At 61.9% G+C, this 18,498-nt stretch carries 16 protein-coding genes; 6 read left to right on the plus strand and 10 right to left on the minus strand.

Going from position 1 to position 18,498, the window contains the following annotated elements; genetic code table 11:
* Positions 1 to 57 precede the first annotated feature (57 nt).
* Positions 58 to 1,956 (minus strand): 1,4-alpha-glucan branching protein GlgB, encoded by a 1,899-nt coding sequence (gene glgB, locus ACSFA3_RS13775; protein WP_435506003.1) that lies wholly within the window; start codon positions 1,954 to 1,956, stop codon positions 58 to 60.
* A gap of 175 nt (positions 1,957 to 2,131) precedes the next feature.
* Between glgB and ACSFA3_RS13780 the strand changes: the two genes are divergently transcribed.
* From ACSFA3_RS13780 to ACSFA3_RS13795, 4 genes are all read left to right on the plus strand, one after another.
* Positions 2,132 to 3,226 (plus strand): PA0069 family radical SAM protein, encoded by a 1,095-nt coding sequence (locus ACSFA3_RS13780; protein ID WP_435506004.1) that lies wholly within the window; start codon positions 2,132 to 2,134, stop codon positions 3,224 to 3,226.
* A 97-nt stretch (positions 3,227 to 3,323) separates the two neighbouring features.
* A complete protein-coding gene (locus tag ACSFA3_RS13785; protein ID WP_435506005.1) occupies positions 3,324 to 3,812 on the plus strand; it encodes a hypothetical protein in 489 nt (162 codons plus the stop codon).
* A 39-nt stretch (positions 3,813 to 3,851) separates the two neighbouring features.
* Complete coding sequence (locus ACSFA3_RS13790) at positions 3,852 to 4,397, plus strand: gluconokinase (protein WP_435506006.1); 546 nt, start codon at positions 3,852 to 3,854, stop codon at positions 4,395 to 4,397.
* A 109-nt stretch (positions 4,398 to 4,506) separates the two neighbouring features.
* On the plus strand, positions 4,507 to 4,995 hold the full coding sequence (locus ACSFA3_RS13795) for a hypothetical protein (protein WP_435506007.1): 489 nt from the start codon (positions 4,507 to 4,509) through the stop codon (positions 4,993 to 4,995).
* 39 nt (positions 4,996 to 5,034) lie between these two features.
* On the opposite strand, the gene ACSFA3_RS13800 is transcribed toward ACSFA3_RS13795, so the two are convergent.
* Genes ACSFA3_RS13800 through ACSFA3_RS13815 form a run of 4 tightly spaced genes read right to left on the minus strand, consistent with a single transcriptional unit; the run spans position 5,035 to position 8,577 of the window.
* Positions 5,035 to 5,682, minus strand: a complete 648-nt coding sequence (locus tag ACSFA3_RS13800; protein WP_435506008.1) for a 3'-5' exonuclease — start codon at positions 5,680 to 5,682, stop codon at positions 5,035 to 5,037.
* Positions 5,679 to 6,542: an S-formylglutathione hydrolase gene (gene fghA, locus ACSFA3_RS13805; RefSeq protein WP_435506009.1), complete on the minus strand. Its 864-nt coding sequence runs from the start codon at positions 6,540 to 6,542 to the stop codon at positions 5,679 to 5,681. The genes ACSFA3_RS13800 and fghA overlap by 4 nt, the downstream gene beginning before the upstream one ends.
* Entirely contained in the window at positions 6,539 to 7,459 is a 921-nt protein-coding gene (locus ACSFA3_RS13810) for an alpha/beta fold hydrolase (RefSeq protein ID WP_435506010.1), read from the minus strand. The genes fghA and ACSFA3_RS13810 overlap by 4 nt, the downstream gene beginning before the upstream one ends.
* Positions 7,459 to 8,577, minus strand: coding sequence for an S-(hydroxymethyl)glutathione dehydrogenase/class III alcohol dehydrogenase (locus ACSFA3_RS13815; protein ID WP_435506011.1), 1,119 nt, complete (start codon positions 8,575 to 8,577; stop codon positions 7,459 to 7,461). Before ACSFA3_RS13815 ends, ACSFA3_RS13810 begins: the two co-directional genes overlap by 1 nt.
* Before the next feature lie 74 nt (positions 8,578 to 8,651).
* Between ACSFA3_RS13815 and ACSFA3_RS13820 the strand changes: the two genes are divergently transcribed.
* On the plus strand, positions 8,652 to 9,317 hold the full coding sequence (locus ACSFA3_RS13820; RefSeq protein ID WP_435506012.1) for a DNA-3-methyladenine glycosylase I: 666 nt from the start codon (positions 8,652 to 8,654) through the stop codon (positions 9,315 to 9,317).
* Here the strand turns inward: ACSFA3_RS13820 and ACSFA3_RS13825 are convergent.
* Genes ACSFA3_RS13825 through ACSFA3_RS13835 form a run of 3 tightly spaced genes read right to left on the minus strand, consistent with a single transcriptional unit; the run spans position 9,314 to position 14,103 of the window.
* Positions 9,314 to 10,852 carry a SpoVR family protein gene (locus ACSFA3_RS13825; protein WP_435506013.1) on the minus strand — a complete coding sequence of 513 codons (1,539 nt, stop codon included), beginning with the start codon at positions 10,850 to 10,852 and terminating at the stop codon, positions 9,314 to 9,316. The genes ACSFA3_RS13820 and ACSFA3_RS13825 overlap by 4 nt on opposite strands.
* A complete protein-coding gene (locus ACSFA3_RS13830; RefSeq protein WP_435506014.1) occupies positions 10,849 to 12,135 on the minus strand; it encodes a YeaH/YhbH family protein in 1,287 nt (428 codons plus the stop codon). The genes ACSFA3_RS13825 and ACSFA3_RS13830 overlap by 4 nt, the downstream gene beginning before the upstream one ends.
* A 45-nt stretch (positions 12,136 to 12,180) precedes the next feature.
* Positions 12,181 to 14,103, minus strand: coding sequence for a PrkA family serine protein kinase (locus tag ACSFA3_RS13835; RefSeq protein ID WP_435506015.1), 1,923 nt, complete (start codon positions 14,101 to 14,103; stop codon positions 12,181 to 12,183).
* Positions 14,104 to 14,307: 204 nt separating this feature from the next.
* Here ACSFA3_RS13835 and ACSFA3_RS13840 point away from each other — a divergent pair, with 204 nt between their 5' ends.
* Positions 14,308 to 15,195: a metal-dependent hydrolase gene (locus ACSFA3_RS13840; RefSeq protein ID WP_435506016.1), complete on the plus strand. Its 888-nt coding sequence runs from the start codon at positions 14,308 to 14,310 to the stop codon at positions 15,193 to 15,195.
* Here the strand turns inward: ACSFA3_RS13840 and dnaJ are convergent.
* Entirely contained in the window at positions 15,192 to 16,337 is a 1,146-nt protein-coding gene (dnaJ, locus tag ACSFA3_RS13845; RefSeq protein ID WP_435506017.1) for a molecular chaperone DnaJ, read from the minus strand. The two genes, ACSFA3_RS13840 and dnaJ, sit on opposite strands and share 4 nt — an antisense overlap.
* Before the next feature lie 104 nt (positions 16,338 to 16,441).
* On the minus strand, positions 16,442 to 18,400 hold the full coding sequence (dnaK, locus tag ACSFA3_RS13850; protein ID WP_435506018.1) for a molecular chaperone DnaK: 1,959 nt from the start codon (positions 18,398 to 18,400) through the stop codon (positions 16,442 to 16,444).
* Positions 18,401 to 18,498 lie beyond the last annotated feature (98 nt).

An 18,498-nucleotide genomic window follows, 5' to 3' on the forward strand; every position in this document is an offset into this window, starting at 1 on the left:
TCGGATTTGGTGCGTTCGGTCTTGGGCATGTTGGTATCTTGGACGTGGCGTTCAGGTTCAAGGAGCGTCGGGTGCGTGCTTCAGGATGAGCGTGGACAGCGGCGGCAGCGTGAGGGCGAGCGATTGCGGGCGACCATGCGACCAGTTGTCGGTCGTCGCAACCTGGCCCATGTTCCCCCAGCCGGCACCGCCGAAATCGGCCGAGTCGCTGTTCAGGATCTCGCGCCAGATTCCGGCTTCCGGCACGCCCAACATGTAGCCCGTGTGCGGTTGAGGCGTCAGGTTGCAGACCACCAGTACCGGAGCGCCGCCGTCCAGCGGCTTGCGCAGGAAAGCGATCACGCTGGCGCCGGCATCGTCGGTGCTGATCCATTCGAAGCCGCGCGGCGAGAAGTCGACTTCATACAACGCCGGTTCCGCGCGGTAAACATGATTCAGCGAGCGCACGAAACGCTGGAGGCCGACGTGTTCGGGTTTGTCGAGCGACCACCATTCGAGTTCGCCGTCATGCGTCCATTCGCGGCGCTGCCCGAATTCGCAACCCATGAACAGCAGTTTCTTGCCAGGATGGCCCCACATCAGGCCGAACAGCGCACGCAGGTTCGCAAACTGCTGCCATTCGTCGCCCGGCATCTTGTTGATCATCGAGCCCTTGCCGTGCACGACTTCATCGTGCGAAATCGGCAGGACGAAGTTCTCGTCGAACGCATAGACGAGCGAGAAGGTGAGCTGCCCCTGATGATGGCTTCGATAGAGCGGATCGTTGGCGAAGTACGACAGCGTGTCGTGCATCCAGCCCATGTTCCATTTCATTCCGAAGCCCAGGCCGCCCATGTCGGCCGGTCGCGACACCATCGGCCAGGCCGTCGACTCTTCAGCGATGGAGACGGTGTCCGGATGCGCGCGATAGACGGCGCGGTTGAGGTCCTGCAGGAATTCGATCGCCTCCAGGTTCTCGCGCCCGCCGTTCACGTTGGGAATCCATTCACCGTCCTTGCGCGCGTAATCGAGATACAGCATCGATGCGACAGCATCCACACGCAGGCCGTCGAGGTGGTACTTGTCGAGCCAGAACAGACCCGACGAGATCAGGAAACTCCGGACTTCGTTGCGGCCATAGTTGAAGATCGCAGAGTTCCACTCCGGATGGAAACCCTGGCGCGGATCGGCATGTTCGAACAGATGCGTTCCGTCGAAATAACCAAGCCCATGCTCGTCGGTCGGGAAGTGCGACGGCACCCAATCCAGGAGCACGCCGATGCCCTTCCGGTGCATGTGATCGACGAACGCCATGAAATCCTGCGGGGTGCCGTAGCGCCAGGTTGGCGCGAAATAGCCAGTGGTCTGGTAGCCCCAGGACCCATAGAACGGGTGCTCGGTGACGGGCATCAACTCGACATGGGTGAAGCCCATGTGCAGCACGTAGGCGGAAAGGCGCTCCGCAAGTTCATGCCATCCGATCATCTGGCCGTCCTGCCGCTGCCATGAGCCAGGATGGACCTCATAGATCGACATCGGTGCGCCGAGTGCGTTCTTCGCACCGCGCTTCGACATCCAGTCGGCGTCGTTCCAGGTGTACTCCAACGACCAGACACGCGATCCGGTGGCCGGAGCGGCTTCGGAGAAAAAGGCGAACGGATCCGCCTTGTCGACAACGTAGCCGTTCTGTTGCGAAAAGATCCGGTACTTGTAGACCGCGCCGCGCGTTGCTTCGGACGCAAAACCTTCCCAAATCCCGCTGCCGTCGTCACGCGCTTTCAACCGCAGCGTGTTCTCGTCCCAGCCGTTCCAGTCGGCGACGACCGACACGGCCGCGGCGTTCGGTGCCCAGACGGCGAATGAAGCGCCTCCCTCCGGCTGAAGTTGACAACCCATGGCGCGATGCAACTCTGCATTCGTACCCTCGCGGAAAAGCCAGATGTCCTGTTCGTTCAGACGGTGGTTATCGATTTGCACGTTGAGAAATCCTCCTGAGAAACATTTAAGCCTATCTGCGCAATAGGTAACACCCCTCAAAGCTTTTTGCCCTGTCGGACAGACGCTTGGATTGCGAATCGCTTGCAAATCGCTTGCGAGGTGCAGTGAAGTAACGGTTGCGAGATCCTGGATACTGTATAAAAATACAGTGATCATGACGAATTTCATCGTGCCTCTCCAAGCCGTCAAGGGTCGCGGTGCGGCCACGCGCATCGCCCACCGTTTCGAAGTCGACGTGCGCGACGCGTTCGACGACGGCTGGAACTCTCCAGGACAGCAGGAAGAGGACATGATCGACTCAACGGCGCCGAAGACCGAAGTGCGCTTCGAGGATGTGAAATCGGTGCTCACCCGCAACGATTCGCCCGACATACCTTTCGACTGCTCGCTCAACCCGTACCGCGGCTGCGAACACGGTTGCATCTACTGCTTCGCGCGGCCGACGCACAGCTATCTCGGCATGTCGCCGGGGCTCGACTTCGAAACCAAGCTGATAGCCAAGCGCAACATCGTCGAAGTGCTGCGCGCCGAGCTCGGCCGCAAGGCGTACCGCCCAAGCCAGATCGCGCTCGGCACCGCCACGGATTGCTATCAGCCGATCGAGCGCGACCTGCGCCTGACGCGCTCGGTGGTCGAACTGCTGAGCGAAACCCGCCATCCTTTTGGCATCGTCACCAAATCCAGCGCCGTCGAACGCGATCTCGACCTGATCGCACCGATGGCCGCAGACCGGCTTGCCGCCGTGTACATCACCGTCACGACGCTCGATGGCGATCTCTCCCGCAAGCTGGAGCCGCGCGCCGCTGCGCCGCATCGCCGGCTGCGCACCATTCGCGCGCTGGCCGAAGCGGGCGTGCCGGTCGGCGTTTGCGTTGCGCCGCAGATTCCGTTCATCACCGACGACATGGAGCAGGTGCTCGAGGCCGCGTGGGAGGCCGGTGCGCGCAGCGCTTTCTACACGGTGATACGTCTTCCGTGGGAGGTGGCGCCGCTGTTCAGGGAGTGGCTCGATGTGCACTACCCGCAGCGCGCCGCACGGGTCATGGCACGCATCCAGGAGATGCGCGGCGGCAAGGATTACGACGCCGATTTCGCTACGCGCATGAAGGGCAGCGGACTGTGGGCCGATCTGATCCGTCAGCGCTTCGAGAAGGCGACGAACCGCATCGGTTTCAACCGGCAGCGCTTAAAGCTCGACCTGGAAGCATTCCGGCCACCGGGCGGCGCAGGGCAGGGAAATCTCTTCTGAATGACTGCGCGGCCGGATTTAGGCACTTTCCGAACAGCGCCGGTTGCGATGCTGACTAACGTCGAAGGCTCATCATCTAACTACCAGGGCCTTCATCATGATCATTTCCAAACCAGCCAGCACCGCTGTTTCATCGACGCCAGACGCAAGCAGGAAAGCGCCTCACGCCGAGCTGCAGGAAAAGCCTTCGTTTTCTCGTCCCAAACCGGCTGTCGATGGCGCTTCGGTTTCCAAGATCTACAACCTGAACAATCCGACGCATGTTCAGATGAAATTGAAGAACGAGCAGTTGGCGAGAGAGACCGGACCCAGCCTGCGTGCACTCAAGGACCTTTCTTCGAAACATGGCAACTGCAGTCTTCATATCAAGACGGGAAGCCACGACGCCGTGCTGCTGATGGGCACGTCTGCACATCACACATTGAGATTCGACGCCGCGGGCAAAAATACCGTGACGATCAAGAACGGAGAATTCACCAGCTTCACCGGAAAAGTGAGCCCGGTGGCATTGAACACCGCTCTATCGCATGCAGTCGCTGCGCTGAGAGCGCCTGGAGCAGAAAAGCTGTTGCGCAGTAACGGTTAAGAGCTCGCGCGCTTCAGGATTCATAAGAAAATCCAGCGCATGCAACAGCAAATCCTGATCCCCGAAGCCGACACGCGCGCGCATTTCTGGCTGGTGGTGATGGGCGTTTCCGGCTGCGGCAAGTCGAGCCTCGGCGCCGCGCTGGCGTCGTCGCTCGGTCTGCCGCTCATCGAAGGCGACGACTTCCATCCGGAAGCCAACGTCGAAAAGATGAGCGCCGGCATACCGCTGACCGATGCGGATCGCATCGGCTGGCTCGATACGCTTGGCCATACGCTTGCAGAAGCGCAGCACGGCGCCGTTCTGACCTGCTCAGCCCTGAAGCGCGATTACAGGGAACGGCTTCGTGCGTGCGCACCGAAACTTCAATTCGTGTTCATGTCGCTGGAGCGCGAAGAGGCCGAACGACGGGTCGCCGCGCGGGCCTCGGAGCACATGTTTCCTCCGAGCCTGGTCGCAAACCAGTTCGCGACGCTCGAGTCGCCGGTGGGCGAACGCCGCGTACTCGAAGTGCAGGCCACGACGCCGTTACCCGAACTGGTGACCGAGGTCGGTGAGTGGCTCGCGGACTTCAAGCCGATCTGAATCGTCAACGTCTTGAGAAGCAACGTTGGTTTGGGCAGCGTGAGAACTGTGCCAGTCGGATGTCGATCAGCTTGAGAACTTCCAATTTCCAACCTGCAAAGCAAGCATCATGATCACGTCTACAGCGCGCACAGCGCTCATCTCTTCACAGCGTGACGCAGCCTTGACTGTGCCGCTGGCCCCACTTCGCAAGAACCTTTCATTTTTCCGTCCTGATCCAGTCGCCGATAGCGCTTCGGGATGGAAGATGTACGACGTCAAGAATCCGGCGCATGCGCTGTTGGAGAAGAGAAACGAACAACTTGCGATGAGCACCGGACCTCTTTTGCGTGCGTTGAAAGACGCGACCGGACTTCGAGGTGCCTGCAATTTCGTTTTCGACGGAGTAGATGGGCAGCGTGCGTCGATGTTTGGAACCGCCAAAGGACACATGGTTTTTTTCGACGAAACGTTGAAAGACTATGCATGGATTAGCAAGGGCGAGCTCTCGAACCACGGCAAGAACGTCACTCCCATGACACTCAACCGCAATCTTTCGTTGCTCGTCGCGGCGTTAAGCGCGCCGGATGCGGCGCAGTTTTTAAGCAAGGAAGCTTGAGCAGGTCATGCCTGCGGTTAGAAAGCAAGCCGACGGACTTCAAGCCGACAGCGGCATCGGCGGCATAGGCGCAAGCGAAGTCGCATCCAGGCCCAAGCCTTCCATGACGCGCAAGGCCGCGTAGGCGTCATTGGCGGCATAGCGAACCTGCCCTTCGGAAAGGTCGCGCGTGGCCCAGTTCGATGTCGTCTGCTTGCGCGATTTGACGAACCGTTTGCCGAACACCAGCGCGATGGCCGTCTTCACGCCGACCGAATTGCGATGGCCGCGACGTTTGAATACCGTGTCGAGGTCGACGATGGCCTGCGGTTCGATGCCCAGCGTATGCCGGATCTGCGTGCGGTCGCCATCGAGCCCGAAGCCGACCTTGGTCAACGCGCCCGAAGCCAGCAAGTGGGCTACGGCGGCGCGGCAGACAGGGTCATGCAGCTGGAACACCCAGGCCCGGTCGTGTGAGGCGAACTGCACGACGTGCGGCCCGCTCGAGACTTCGTTCTTCAGGAATGTTGGTTTCGATTCGGTGTCGAAACCGACGACGCGCAACGCACCGAGTGCCGCCAGCGCATGTTCCGCCTGCAGTGCAGTCGAAACCACATCGATGTCGCGCAGATCGAGCCCGTCGAATTCGGGCAGCAGCGCGATGTCTTCGCGGGAGGGCAGCTCGGGGCGCTGCGGCGGCGCGGTCATGCGGCAGCGCCCAGCTGCTTTGCGTGGTGTGCGAGATGGTCGGCCATGAAACTCTGGATGAAGTAGTAGCCGTGGTCGTAATCCTCGTGTCGCCGCATAGTCAGCGGTTGGCCGATGGCGGCGCAGGCGGTTTCGAACAGGTGCGGATGCAGTTGTTCGGCGAGAAATTTGTCGGCCAGGCCCTGGTCGATCAGGACGCCGGCCGGGTAGGGCGCGAGCGGCTGGTTTTCCATCAGAACGGTCGCATCGTGTTCGGCCCAGCCGGCGCGGTCGGCGCCGAGGTAGCCGGCGAAGGCTTTTTCACCCCACGGGCACTGTGTCGGTGCGCAGATCGGCGCGAAGGCCGAGAGCGACTTGAACAGGCCGGGATGGCGCAGCGCAAGCGTCAGCGCACCGTGGCCGCCCATCGAATGACCGAAAAGGCCGATGCGTTGCGGGTCGATCGGAAACTGCGCGCCGAGCAGCGGCAGCAGTTCGTCGATCAGGTAGCTCTCCATGCGCCAGTGCGGTGCCCAGGGCGCCTGTGTCGCATCCAGATAGAAGCCGGCACCGACGCCGAAATCCCAGCTTTCGGACTCGCCTGCGACCTTGGCGCCGCGCGGACTGGTGTCGGGCGCGATTAGCGCAAGGCCGAGTTCGGCGGCGAGCCGCTGCGCACCGGCCTTGGTCATGAAGGTTTCTTCGTTGCAGGTCAGCCCGGCCAGGTAGATGACGGCCGGTACCGACTCCTGCGCCGCCTGCGGCGGCAGGAATACCGAGAAGCGCATCGGCAGGCCGATTTCGCGCGACGCATGTTCGACGAAGCGCTGTGTGCCGCCGAAGCAGCGGTGTTCGGAGAGAGTCTTGAGAGCGTCGGTCATTCGGGGAAAGCCAATTCCAGCACCGCATTGGCGAAAGCTTGCGGCGCTTCCTGCGGCATGTTGTGGCCCACGCCGGACAGCGTGCGGTGCGTGTGCGGGCCGGTGAAGTGATGTGCGTGGTCGGCGCTGCCGGCAGTCGACATCACGCCGTCGTCCGCACCGTCGAAGGTCCGCGACGGAACGGTGATGTCCGGCATCTGCGCGAGCGTGGCCTGGATGTCGGCATGGGCCGGGTCGCCTTCGACGAGTCCGTAACGATGGCGGTAGGAGTGCACCACGATGTCGACGAAGTCGGGATTGTCGAAAGCAGCGGCGCTGCGCTCGTAGGTTGCAGCGTCGAACTTCCAGGTCGGCGACCAGAGCTTCCAGAGCAGTTCGCAAAGCTCGTGGCGGTTCCGTTCCAGACCGGCGCGTCCGCGTTCGCTGTGGAAGTACCACTGGTACCAGTAGCGGAACTCGTTTTCGGGCGCGGCCGGTTCATGCGAACCTGCGATGTTCTGGAGCTTGTAGCTGTTGAAGGAGACCAGTGCCGTGCACCGATCGGGCCACAGCGCGGCGGCTGCGCAGGCGGCGGTGCTGCCCCAATCGAAGCCAGCGAGCACGGCGTGCGGCATGGCCAGCGCATCGAGCAGCGCCAGCACGTCGCTGGCGAGCGCCGCCTGTTCGCCAGAACGCGGCGTCGCGTCGTCGATGAACTGCGTCGGCCCGAAACCGCGCAGGTAGGGCACGACCACGCGGCAACCCTTCGCGGCGAGCAGCGGCGCGACTTCGGCGTAGGCATGCACGTCATAAGGAAAGCCATGCAGCAGCACGACGGCCGGGCCATCGACAGGACCGCTCTCGTGAAAGGCCACGTCGAGCACGCCGGCGCGCACGCGCCGCAGCGTGCCGAGGCCGGCTTCGACAGCCGGCATCATCAGAACAGCACCACGCCGCGGATCGACTCGCCGCGCTTCATGAGGTCGAAACCCTTGTTGATGTCTTCGAGCGGCATGGTGTGAGTGATGAGGTCGTCGATGTTGATCTTGCCTTCCATGTACCAGTCGACGATCTTCGGCACGTCGGTGCGACCGCGCGCGCCGCCGAAGGCCGAGCCTTCCCAGTGCCGGCCGGTGACCAGCTGGAACGGCCGCGTGCTGATCTCGGCACCGGCTTCGGCCACGCCGATGATGATGCTGCGGCCCCAGCCCTTGTGCGTGCACTCCAGCGCCTGGCGCATCACCTTGGTATTGCCGATGCACTCGAAGCTGTAGTCGGCGCCGCCGTCGGTCAGCTGCACGATCGCATCGACGATGTTGCCGCCGGCTGCTTCGATGTCCTTCGGATTCAGGAAGTGCGTCATGCCGAACTTGCGGGCCATGGCTTCGCGTTCGGGGTTCAGGTCGACGCCGATGATCTTGTCCGCACCGACCATCTTCGCGCCCTGGATCACGTTCAGGCCGATGCCGCCGAGACCGAACACCACGACGTTCGCGCCGGCCTCGACCTTCGCCGTGAAGATCACCGCACCGATGCCGGTGGTCACGCCGCAGCCGATGTAGCAGACCTTGTCGAACGGTGCGTCCTCGCGGATCTTGGCCAGGGAGATTTCGGGCGCGACCGTGTAGTTGCTGAAGGTCGACGTGCCCATGTAGTGGAAGATCGGCTTGCCGTCGAGGCTGAAGCGGCTGGTGGCGTCGGGCATCAGGCCCTTGCCCTGCGTGCCGCGGATCAGCTGGCAGAGGTTGGTCTTGCGCGAAAGGCAGAACTTGCACTGGCGGCATTCCGGCGTGTAGAGCGGAATTACGTGATCACCCTTTTTCAGCGTCGTCACGCCGGGGCCGACATCGACCACGATGCCCGCGCCTTCGTGGCCGAGGATCGCCGGAAAGATGCCTTCCGGATCGGCGCCGGAGAGCGTGTAGTAATCGGTGTGGCAGATGCCGGTGGCCTTTATCTCGACCAGCACCTCGCCGAACTTCGGCCCTTCCAGGTCGACGGTTTCGATGGTGAGGGGCTGGCCGGATTGCCAGGCGACGGCGGCTTTGGTTTTCATGATTCGGAGGTTGCGGGCGCAAGAAAAAGACAGAAGGTGCCCACTATAAGATGCCCCTCTTTCAGAGGCACGCCATGACCGGAATACTTGTACGCAGCAGCTCCGCCGAGCCTGTGCCGGCCGATGGGTTGTTTGCCGACGAAGACGGCGCCGTGCGCTGCAAGTGGTGCGCGTCCACTCCCGCCTACCGCCACTATCACGACAGCGAGTGGGGCTTTCCCGTCACCGACGACCGGCGTCTCTTCGAGAAACTCTGTCTCGAAGGCTTCCAGGCCGGGCTGAGCTGGATCACCATCCTCAACAAGCGCGAAAACTTTCGTGCCGCTTTTGCCAACTTCGAAGCCAAAGAGATCGTGCGTTTTGGAGAGGCCGATGTGGAGCGGCTAATGGCAGACACCGGCATCGTGCGCCACCGCGGAAAGATCGTGTCCGTCATCAACAACGCGCAGCGGGTGATCGACCTGCGAAGGGAGTTCGGCTCGCTGGCGTCCTATGCCTGGGGTTTCGAGCCTGCGCCCGGATCGCGCCCGGAACACATGACGCTCGACATTCTCAGGACTGCCACCACCTCGCCGCAGTCGGTCGCCATGTCGAAGGATCTGAAGAAGCGCGGCTGGAGTTTCGTCGGGCCGACGACGGTCTACGCCTTCATGCAGGCGATGGGCCTGGTCAACGACCACATCGAAGGCTGCGATACGCGCGCAAAGGCGTTCGAGGCCCGGCGCGCGCTTCGTCTCTAGTGATGGTTCTTGGGTCCGGCGGCTGACATCCGCTGCGTCACGCCGCCTGTCGCATTGACGCTTTCCAGCTTCACCTCGAAACCCCACAAGCGAGCGACGTGCTTGAGCACTTCCGCCGAATCGTCGCGCAACGGCAGCCCGCTGCGCTGCAGATGCCGCAAAGTCAGCGAACGATCGCCGCGCATGTCGACATTCCAGATCTGGATGTCCGGCTCGCGGTTGCCGATGTCGTACTGGCGCGAAAGCGATTCGCGCAATGCCTGGTAGCCGTTGTCGTCATGGATGGCCGAAATCTCGAGCGCAGAGTCGGTGGCGTGATCGCGCACCGCAAAGAGGCGGAAATCGCGCATCGTTTTGGGGCTCAGGAACTGGCCGACGAAGCTTTCGTCCTTGAAGTTGCGCATCGCATGGTCGAGCGTCTTGAGCCAGTTGCTACCGGCGTAGTCGGGAAACCATCTACGGTCTTCCTCGGTCGGCTTCTCGCAGATGCGGCGCAGGTCGGTGAACATCGCGAAGCCGAGCGCATACGGATTGATGCCGCTGTACGCGCGATGACCGACCGGCGGCTGGTAGACCACGCTGGTGTGCGAACGCAGCCACTCGATCATGAAGCCGTCGCCCAGCTTGCCGTTGTCATACATGGTGTTGAGCAGCGTGTAGTGCCAGAACGTGGCCCAGCCTTCGTTCATCACCTGCGTCTGGCGCTGCGGATAGAAGTACTGCGCGACCTTGCGCACGATGCGCACGACCTCTCGCTGCCACGGCTCTAGCAGGGCGGCGTTCTTCTCGATGAAATACAGCAGGTTTTCCTGCGGCTCGGCCGGGAACCGCTTGGTCGCATCGGCGCCCGCAAGCGCTTCGATCCGGCGCGGCAGCGTGCGCCAGAGATCGTTCACCTGCTGTTGAAGATGATGCTCGCGCTCGGCGCGCTGGCTGATTTCCTGCGCCAGCGACCGCTTCTGCGGACGGCGATAGCGGTCGACCCCGTAGTTCATCAGCGCGTGGCAGGAATCGAGCAGTTCCTCGACAGCGTCGACGCCGTGACGCTCCTCGCATTCGGTGATGTAGTTCCGCGCGTAGACCAGGTAATCGATGATCGACGATGCATCGGTCCACATGCGGAACAGGTAGTTGCCCTTGAAGAAGCTGTTGTGTCCGTAGGCTGCATGCGCGATGACCAGCGCCTGCATCGCCATCGTGTTCTCCTCCATGAGATAGGCGATGCACGGGTCGGAGTTGATGACGATCTCGTAGGCCAGGCCCATCGCGCCGCGTCGGTAGTTCTTCTCGGTCGCGATGAACTGCTTGCCGTACGACCAGTGCCGGTAGATCACCGGCATGCCGACGCTGGCATACGCGTCCATCATCTGCTCTGCGGTGATGATTTCCAGCTGGATCGGATAGGTGTCGAGCTTGAACGACTCGGCCGTGCGCCTGATCTCCTGGTGATAGCTTTCGATCAGGTCGAAGGTCCAGTCCGACGGGCTCGGCAACTGTTGCGGACGCGTCTGCGGCGGGGTGATGACTGCACTCATGCGCTTGCTCCTTCTTTCTTGAACAGCTCGCGAAACACGGGATAGATGTCCTGCGCACTCGCCACCTTGCGCATCGCGAAGTTGGTCTTCGCCGCCTGCAACTGGGTGTATTCCTGCCACAGGTTCTGCTCGGCGTCGGCCACCTGCACATAGGCGTAATAGCGAACCATCGGCAGGATGGAATCGGCAAGCAGCTTCCTGCAGCGACCGCTGTCCTGATGCCAGTTGTCGCCGTCGCTGGCCTGCGCGCCGTAGATGTTCCATTCGCCGCTGGGATAGCGTGCGCGGATGATTTCGTCCATCAGCACCAGCGCGCTCGACACGACCGTGCCGCCGGTTTCGGTGGCATGAAAAAACTCGTCTTCGGTCACTTCCTGCGCCTGCGTGTGATGCCGTAGAAATACGAGGTCGATCTTGTCGTAGTGCCGCGTGAGGAACATGTAGAGCAGCATGAAGAAGCGCTTCGACATGTCCTTGCGCGCCTCGTCCATCGAGCCCGAAACGTCCATCAGGCAGAACATCACAGCCTTCGCGCTCGGCACCGGCACACGCACGCGGTTGCGGTAGCGCAGGTCGATCGGATCGATGTAGGGCACGTGCTTCGCGGTGCGCCTGACTTCGGCAATCTGCGCTTCCAGGGCGACGATGCGGTCGAGCAGCGGCGGTTCGTCGGCACCCGGTTCGAGCTTGAGCAGCAGCAGTTCGGCCTGGAGCCTATGCAGTTCGATGCGGCTGTCGCCACCCAGCGCAATGCGTCGCGCCAGCGCACCGCGCATCGACCGCACCACATGCAGGGCGCTCGGATTGCCGTCGCTCTTGAAGCCGGCGCGATGGCTCTTCCATTCCGGCACTTCGGCCAACTGCGTGCGAATGAGATTGGGCAGGGCGAGATCCTCGAAGAACACCTGCATGAATTCCTCGCGCGTCAGCTTGAAGACGAAGTCGTCCTCGCCTTCGCCGCTGTCGCCGGCTTCTCCCTTGCCGCTTCCGCCGCCGCTGCCGCCAGGCGGACGCGCGATGCGGTCGCCCTTCAGATACTCCTGGTTGCCGGGATGCACCTGTTCGCGATTGCCGCCCGGGCCGTGACCGAAGACTGGCTCCGACACGTCGCGTTTGGGTAGCGTGATGTCTTCGCCGCGCTCGAGGTCCCGGATTCCGCGCCCGCTGATCGCATGGCGCACCGCCTCGCGAATCTGCCCTCTGTACCGTCGCAGGAACCGCTCGCGATTGCCGATCGATTTGTTCTTGCCCGACAGCCGCCGATCGATGATCTGTTGAAGCATTGCCAAGGTATCGGACCTCCGCGCGCGTGCGCTTTTATGTCGCCGTTATGAACTCTTCCGGACCCGCAGATACCATTCGCACAGCAGGCGGACCTGCTTCGGCGTGTAGCCCTTGTCGACCATGCGTGCGACGAAGTCCTGGTGCTTCTTCTGTTCGTCGGCGCTGCTCTTGGCATTGAAGCTGATCACCGGCAATAGCTCCTCGGTGTTCGAGAACATCTTCTTCTCGATCACCGTACGAAGCTTCTCGTAGCTCGTCCACGCCGGATTGCTGCCCGCATGACCGGCCCGCGCACGCAGCACGAAATTCACGATCTCGTTGCGGAAATCCTTCGGGTTCGAGATGCCGGCCGGCTTCTCGATCTTCTCCAGCTCCGCATTCAGGGACACGCGATCGAAGACTTCTCCGGTATCGACGTCGCGGTACTCCTGGTCCTGGATCCAGTAGTCGGCGTAGGTCACGTAGCGATCGAAGATGTTCTGGCCGTATTCGCTGTAGCTCTCCAGATAAGCCGTCTGGATTTCCTTGCCGATGAACTCGGCGTAGCGCGCGGCCAGCTGCTCCTTGATGTACGCGAGGTACTTCTGCTCCGTCTCGGCCGGGAACTGTTCGCGTTCGATCTGCTGCTCGAGCACGTACATCAGATGCACAGGATTCGCCGCGATCTCGGTGCTGTCGAAGTTGAATACCTTCGAGATGATCTTGAAGGCGAAGCGCGTCGAGACACCGCTCATGCCTTCATCGACGCCGGCGTAATCGCGGTATTCCTGCAGCGACTTGGCCTTCGGGTCCGTGTCCTTCAGGCTCTCGCCGTCGTAGACCTGCGACTTGCTGAAGATGCTGGAATTCTCCGGCTCCTTCAGCCGCGTGAGTACCGAGAACTGCGCCATCATCCGCAGCGTTCCGGGAGCGCAGGGCGCAGCCGAAAGCGAGGAAGTCCGCACCAGCTTCTCGTAGATCTTGATCTCTTCCGAAACGCGCAGGCTGTAGGGCACCTTCACGATGTAGATGCGGTCGAGGAAAGCCTCGTTGTTCTTGTTGTTGCGGAATGCCTTCCACTCGCTTTCGTTGCTGTGCGCCAGCACGATGCCGTCGAAGGGAATCGCGCCAAATCCTTCAGTGCCCTTGAAGTTGCCTTCCTGCGTCGCGGTCAGCAGTGGATGCAGCACCTTGATCGGCGCCTTGAACATCTCCACGAACTCCAGCAAGCCCTGGTTTGCCAGGCACAAGCCGCCCGAATACGAGTACGCATCCGGATCGTCCTGCGCATAGGTTTCGAGCTTGCGGATGTCGATCTTGCCGACCAGCGAGGAGATGTCCTGGTTGTTCTCGTCGCCGGGCTCCGTCTTCGCGACGCCGATCTGCCGCAGTACCGACGGGTAGCGCTTGACGACCTGGAACTTGCGGATGTCGCCGCCGTATTCCTCCAGGCGTTTTACAGCCCAGGGAGAAAGGATGCGCTGCAGGTAACGGCGTGGAATGCCGTATTCCTTTTCGAGGATCTCGCCATCCTCTGCCGGATCGAAAAGACCCAGCGGCGATTCATTCACTGGCGAGCCCTTGATCGAATAGAAGGGCACATGCTCCATGAGCTGTTTCAGCCGCTCTGCGATGGAACTCTTGCCGCCGCCGACCGGGCCGAGCAGATAGAGAATCTGCTTCTTTTCTTCCAGCCCCTGCGCGGCATGACGGAAGTACGACACCACCTGTTCGATGGCGTCCTCCATGCCGTAGAACTCCTTGAACGCCGGGTAGAGCTTGATCACCTTGTTGGCGAAGATGCGCGACAGGCGTGTGTCGTTGCGGGTGTCGACGAGTTGCGGATCGCCGATCGCTTTCAACATGCGCTCGGCTGCGCTGGCGAACGCAAGCGGGTCTCGCTTGCAAAGGTCCAGATACTCCTGCAGCGAAATTACCTCTTCTCGCGTGCGGTCGTAGCGGGCTGCAAAATTGCTGATCACATCCATGGAAATACCTCCATCGAGTCAATGAGGCGGTGGCCCCGAATCTGCGCTAAGCCAGCATAAAGCAAAGATCGCACCTGCGATGCCGGTATGTGTTTTCAGAGCAACGGCGTCTTGCCGAAGTTCCTTCAGCAGGCTCGAGACGATGATGGGACGGCTTGCAACTTTTGTATTCAATCAACCCAACGTTTATTTGGAGATGACGTAATGAAGTTCACGAAACTACTGTCAGTGGTCGTTCTCGCCGGCAGTCTTGCCGCTTGTGCCACGGGGCCGACGCCCGGCGCCATGACGGGCGGTGCGCCTGTTGCAACCGCGAATCCCGGTCCCGCAGTCGCCGGCAAGGTCTCGGTGCTGTGGCTCGGGCAGTCGGCGTTCAGGATCACCACGGCGACCGGCAAGGTCATCGTGATCGATCCATACCTCACAGCCAATCCGAAGACCCCGCCGGCCTACAAGAATCTTGCAGCGCTGGGCAAGGTCGATCTGATCCTCGTCACGCACGCACACACCGATCACTTCCTCGACGCGCCTGCGCTGTCCAGATTGAACAACGCGCCGGTGTGGGGTCCCGCAGGCCTGTCGCAGTCGATGCAGACGCTGGGCATCCTGCCGCCGCCGATGGCGAACCGCATGAACAAGGGCGGCAGCATCACGCCTTTCGGTCCGGGCGGCGTTCGCATCACCATGACGCGGGCGGAACACAGCTCGGAGCTGCTCTGGCGCAATGAAGCGACCGGCAAGGACGAAACCCACGTGGGCGGCGAACCGTGCGGCTTCGTGATCGAAATGGAGAACGGATTCCGCATCTGGCACATGGGCGATACGGGTGTCTTCGGCGACATGCGCCTGCTCGGCGAGATGTACAAACCGGACCTGCTGCTGATCCCGATCGGCGGCGGGCAGTTCGTGATGAACCCTGCCGATGCCGCGATGGCCACACGCGACCTCATCAAGCCGCGCATGGCCTTGCCGATGCATTACGGAACGAATCCGCAACTCACCGGCACGCCGGCGCAATTCGTCGAGGCGCTGGGCACCTCTTCATCGGTCAGGGTGCTGGCGATCCAGCCGGGCGAGGCATTCAGCTTCTAGCTGAAGAATTCCTTGGCCTTGTCGAACCAGCCCTTGTCGGTCGGGCTGTGCTTGTTGCCACCCTTCTTGAAGGACTCGTCCAGCTCCTTGAGCACCTTGCGCTGGTGCTCGGTGAGCTTGACCGGCGTCTCGACACGCACGTGGCAGTACAGGTCGCCGGGGTAGCTAGCCCGCACGCCCTTGATGCCCTTGCCGCGCAGACGGAACTGCTTGCCACTCTGCGTGCCTTCCGGGATGTCGATCGCAGCAGCGCCTTTTAGCGTCGGCACGTCGATTTCGCCGCCGAGTGCCGCCGTCGTCATGCTGACGGGCACGACGCAGTGCAGGTCGTCGCCGTCGCGCTCGAAGAGTTCGTGCTTCTTGAGGCGGATCTCGATGTAGAGATCGCCCGGCGGGCCGCCGTTCGTACCCGGCTCGCCATTGCCAGTGCTGCGGATGCGCATGCCGTCGTCGATGCCGGCCGGAATCTTTACTTCCAGCGTCTTGTTGTTCTTGATCTTTCCCTGGCCGTTGCAGACGGTGCATGGCTCGGGAATGATCTTGCCGGTGCCGTGACACTGCGGGCAGGTCTGCTGCACGCTGAAAAAGCCCTGGCGCATCTGGACCGCGCCCTGGCCGTGACAGGTCGTGCAGGTGATGGGCTTGGTGCCGGGCTTTGCCCCGGTGCCGCTGCAGGTGCCGCAGTCGTCCCAGCTCGGTATGCGGATCTGGGCATCCTTGCCCTCGGCCGCTTCCTCGAGCGTGACTTCCATTGCATAGCTCAGGTCGCTGCCGCGGAACACCTGCCGGCCGCTGGCCTGCCGACCGCCGCGCGCGCCGCCGAAGACATCGCCGAAGATATCGCCGAACGCCTCCGCAAATCCGCCGCCGGCAAAGCCCTCGGCTCCCGGACCGCCGCGCATGTTCGGGTCCACGCCAGCATGGCCGTACTGGTCGTAGGCGCCGCGCTTCTGTGCGTCCGAGAGCATCTCGTAGGCTTCCTTCACCTCCTTGAACTTTGCCTCGGATTCCTTGGCGGAGTCTCCGGTGTTGCGGTCGGGGTGATGCTTCATCGCGAGTTTGCGATAAGCCTTCTTGATCTCTTCCTCGCTCGCATTCTTTGGAACGCCGAGGGTTTCGTAATAGTCGCGTTTGGTGGCCATGGTCGGTCGTCGTGGTCGTCGGGGTCGTCAGATAGGGCGAGACGTTAAACGGAAAAGGCTGGATCACCTCTGCAGGTGGTCCAGCCTCGGTTAAAGCGGGGCGATCAGCCCTTCTTGACTTCCTTGACTTCGGCGTCGACGACGTTGTCGTCGGCCGGAGCGCTCGATGAACCGGCGCTCGGGCCGGACTGGCCGCCAGCACCCGGACCACCCGCGGCACCCGCTGCGCCGGCAGCCGCCTGCGATTCGGCGTACATCTTTTCGCCCAGTTTCTGGCTCGCGGTCATCAGCGTATTGGTCTTCTCTTCGATCGCCGACTTGTCTTCGGTCTTGAGCGCTTCTTCGACGTCCTTGATCGCGGCTTCGATCTTTTCTTTCTCGCCCGCATCGAGGCTGTCGCCGTGCTCGACCATCGACTTCTTCACGCTGTGGACCATCGCTTCACCCTGGTTTCGGGCCTGGACGATTTCCAGCTTCTTCTTGTCGTCGGCCGCGTTCAGCTCGGCGTCCTTCACCATCTTCTGGATCTCTTCCTCGCTGAGGCCGGAGTTCGCCTTGATGGTGATCTTATTTTCCTTGCCGGTGCCCTTGTCCTTGGCGCCGACGTGCAGGATGCCGTTCGCGTCGATGTCGAAGCTGACCTCGATCTGTGGCGTGCCGCGCGATGCCGGCGGGATGCCTTCGAGGTTGAACTCGCCGAGGCCCTTGTTGCCCGACGCGATTTCGCGTTCGCCCTGGAACACCTTGATCGTCACGGCCGGCTGGTTGTCTTCGGCGGTCGAGAAGGTCTGCGCGAACTTGGTCGGGATGGTCGTGTTCTTCACGATCATCTTGGTCATCACGCCGCCCATCGTCTCGATGCCGAGCGACAGCGGTGTAACGTCGAGCAGCAACACGTCCTTGCGGTCGCCGGAAAGCACCTGGCCCTGGATCGCGGCGCCGACGGCCACGGCTTCATCGGGGTTCACGTCCTTGCGCGGTTCCTTGCCGAAGAATTCCTTCACCTTTTCCTGCACCTTGGGCATGCGGGTCATGCCGCCGACCAGGATCACGTCGTTGATGTCCGAAACGCTCACGCCGGCATCCTTGATGGCCGTGCGGCAAGGCGCGATGGTGCGTTCGATCAGTTCGTCGACCAGGCTTTCGAGCTTCGAGCGCGAGAGCTTGATGTTCAGGTGCTTCGGGCCCGACGCATCGGCGGTGATGTAGGGAAGGTTGATGTCGGTCTGCGCGCCATTCGACAGCTCGATCTTGGCTTTCTCCGCAGCTTCCTTCAGGCGCTGGAGTGCGAGCACGTCCTTGCCCAGATCGACGCCCTGGTCCTTCTTGAACTCGGCAATGATGAAATCGATGATGCGCTGGTCGAAGTCTTCGCCGCCCAGGAAGGTGTCGCCGTTGGTCGACAGCACTTCGAACTGCTTCTCGCCGTCGACATCGGCGATCTCGATGATCGACACGTCGAAGGTGCCGCCGCCCAGGTCGTACACGGCGATCTTGCGATCGGCCTTGTCGTGCTTGTCCAGGCCGAAGGCCAGAGCGGCAGCGGTCGGCTCGTTGATGATCCGCTTGACGTCCAGGCCGGCAATGCGGCCGGCGTCTTTCGTGGCCTGACGCTGGCTGTCGTTGAAGTACGCTGGCACGGTGATGACCGCTTCGGTCACCGGCTCGCCGAGATAGTCTTCGGCAGTCTTCTTCATCTTGCGCAGGATCTCGGCGCTGACCTGTTGCGGTGCGAGCTTCTTGCCGCGCACTTCCACCCATGCATCGCCGTTGTCGGCCTTGGTGATGGTGTAGGGCATCAGGTCGATGTCCTTCTGCACTTCCTTTTCCTCGAACTTGCGACCGATCAGGCGCTTGACGGCGTAGATCGTGTTCTTCGGGTTCGTGACGGCCTGACGCTTGGCCGAGGCACCGACCAGTACTTCACCGTCTTCCTGGTAAGCCACGATCGAAGGCGTGGTACGAGCGCCTTCCGAGTTTTCGATCACGCGGGTCGTGTTGCCCTCCATGATGGAAACGCAAGAATTGGTCGTGCCGAGGTCGATGCCGATGATTCTGCCCATGATTTTCTAAGCTCCTGAATGCGAAAGTTTGATTGTTTTTTACTTGTGGATAACCCGGCGCGATTCAAGGTATGAAGCGTGGATTTCCTGTGGGTTTC

Source organism: Variovorax glucosi, assembly GCF_051216695.1.
Classification (GTDB): Bacteria; Pseudomonadota; Gammaproteobacteria; order Burkholderiales; family Burkholderiaceae_C; genus Variovorax.

Bases quoted from the DNA above. Each gene is read 5' to 3' on its own strand.
- fghA (WP_435506009.1), bottom strand. From the start codon at position 6,542: ATGACCGACGCTCTCAAGACTCTCTCCGAACACCGCTGCTTCGGCGGC.
- ACSFA3_RS13815 (WP_435506011.1), bottom strand. From the start codon at position 8,577: ATGAAAACCAAAGCCGCCGTCGCCTGGCAATCCGGCCAGCCCCTCACC.
- ACSFA3_RS13800 (WP_435506008.1), bottom strand. From the start codon at position 5,682: ATGACCGCGCCGCCGCAGCGCCCCGAGCTGCCCTCCCGCGAAGACATC.
- ACSFA3_RS13810 (WP_435506010.1), bottom strand. From the start codon at position 7,459: ATGATGCCGGCTGTCGAAGCCGGCCTCGGCACGCTGCGGCGCGTGCGC.
- ACSFA3_RS13780 (WP_435506004.1), top strand. From the start codon at position 2,132: ATGACGAATTTCATCGTGCCTCTCCAAGCCGTCAAGGGTCGCGGTGCG.
- dnaK (WP_435506018.1), bottom strand. From the start codon at position 18,400: ATGGGCAGAATCATCGGCATCGACCTCGGCACGACCAATTCTTGCGTT.
- ACSFA3_RS13830 (WP_435506014.1), bottom strand. From the start codon at position 12,135: ATGCTTCAACAGATCATCGATCGGCGGCTGTCGGGCAAGAACAAATCG.
- dnaJ (WP_435506017.1), bottom strand. From the start codon at position 16,337: ATGGCCACCAAACGCGACTATTACGAAACCCTCGGCGTTCCAAAGAAT.
- ACSFA3_RS13825 (WP_435506013.1), bottom strand. From the start codon at position 10,852: ATGAGTGCAGTCATCACCCCGCCGCAGACGCGTCCGCAACAGTTGCCG.
- ACSFA3_RS13795 (WP_435506007.1), top strand. From the start codon at position 4,507: ATGATCACGTCTACAGCGCGCACAGCGCTCATCTCTTCACAGCGTGAC.
- ACSFA3_RS13840 (WP_435506016.1), top strand. From the start codon at position 14,308: ATGAAGTTCACGAAACTACTGTCAGTGGTCGTTCTCGCCGGCAGTCTT.
- ACSFA3_RS13790 (WP_435506006.1), top strand. From the start codon at position 3,852: ATGCAACAGCAAATCCTGATCCCCGAAGCCGACACGCGCGCGCATTTC.
- ACSFA3_RS13835 (WP_435506015.1), bottom strand. From the start codon at position 14,103: ATGGATGTGATCAGCAATTTTGCAGCCCGCTACGACCGCACGCGAGAA.
- ACSFA3_RS13820 (WP_435506012.1), top strand. From the start codon at position 8,652: ATGACCGGAATACTTGTACGCAGCAGCTCCGCCGAGCCTGTGCCGGCC.
- ACSFA3_RS13785 (WP_435506005.1), top strand. From the start codon at position 3,324: ATGATCATTTCCAAACCAGCCAGCACCGCTGTTTCATCGACGCCAGAC.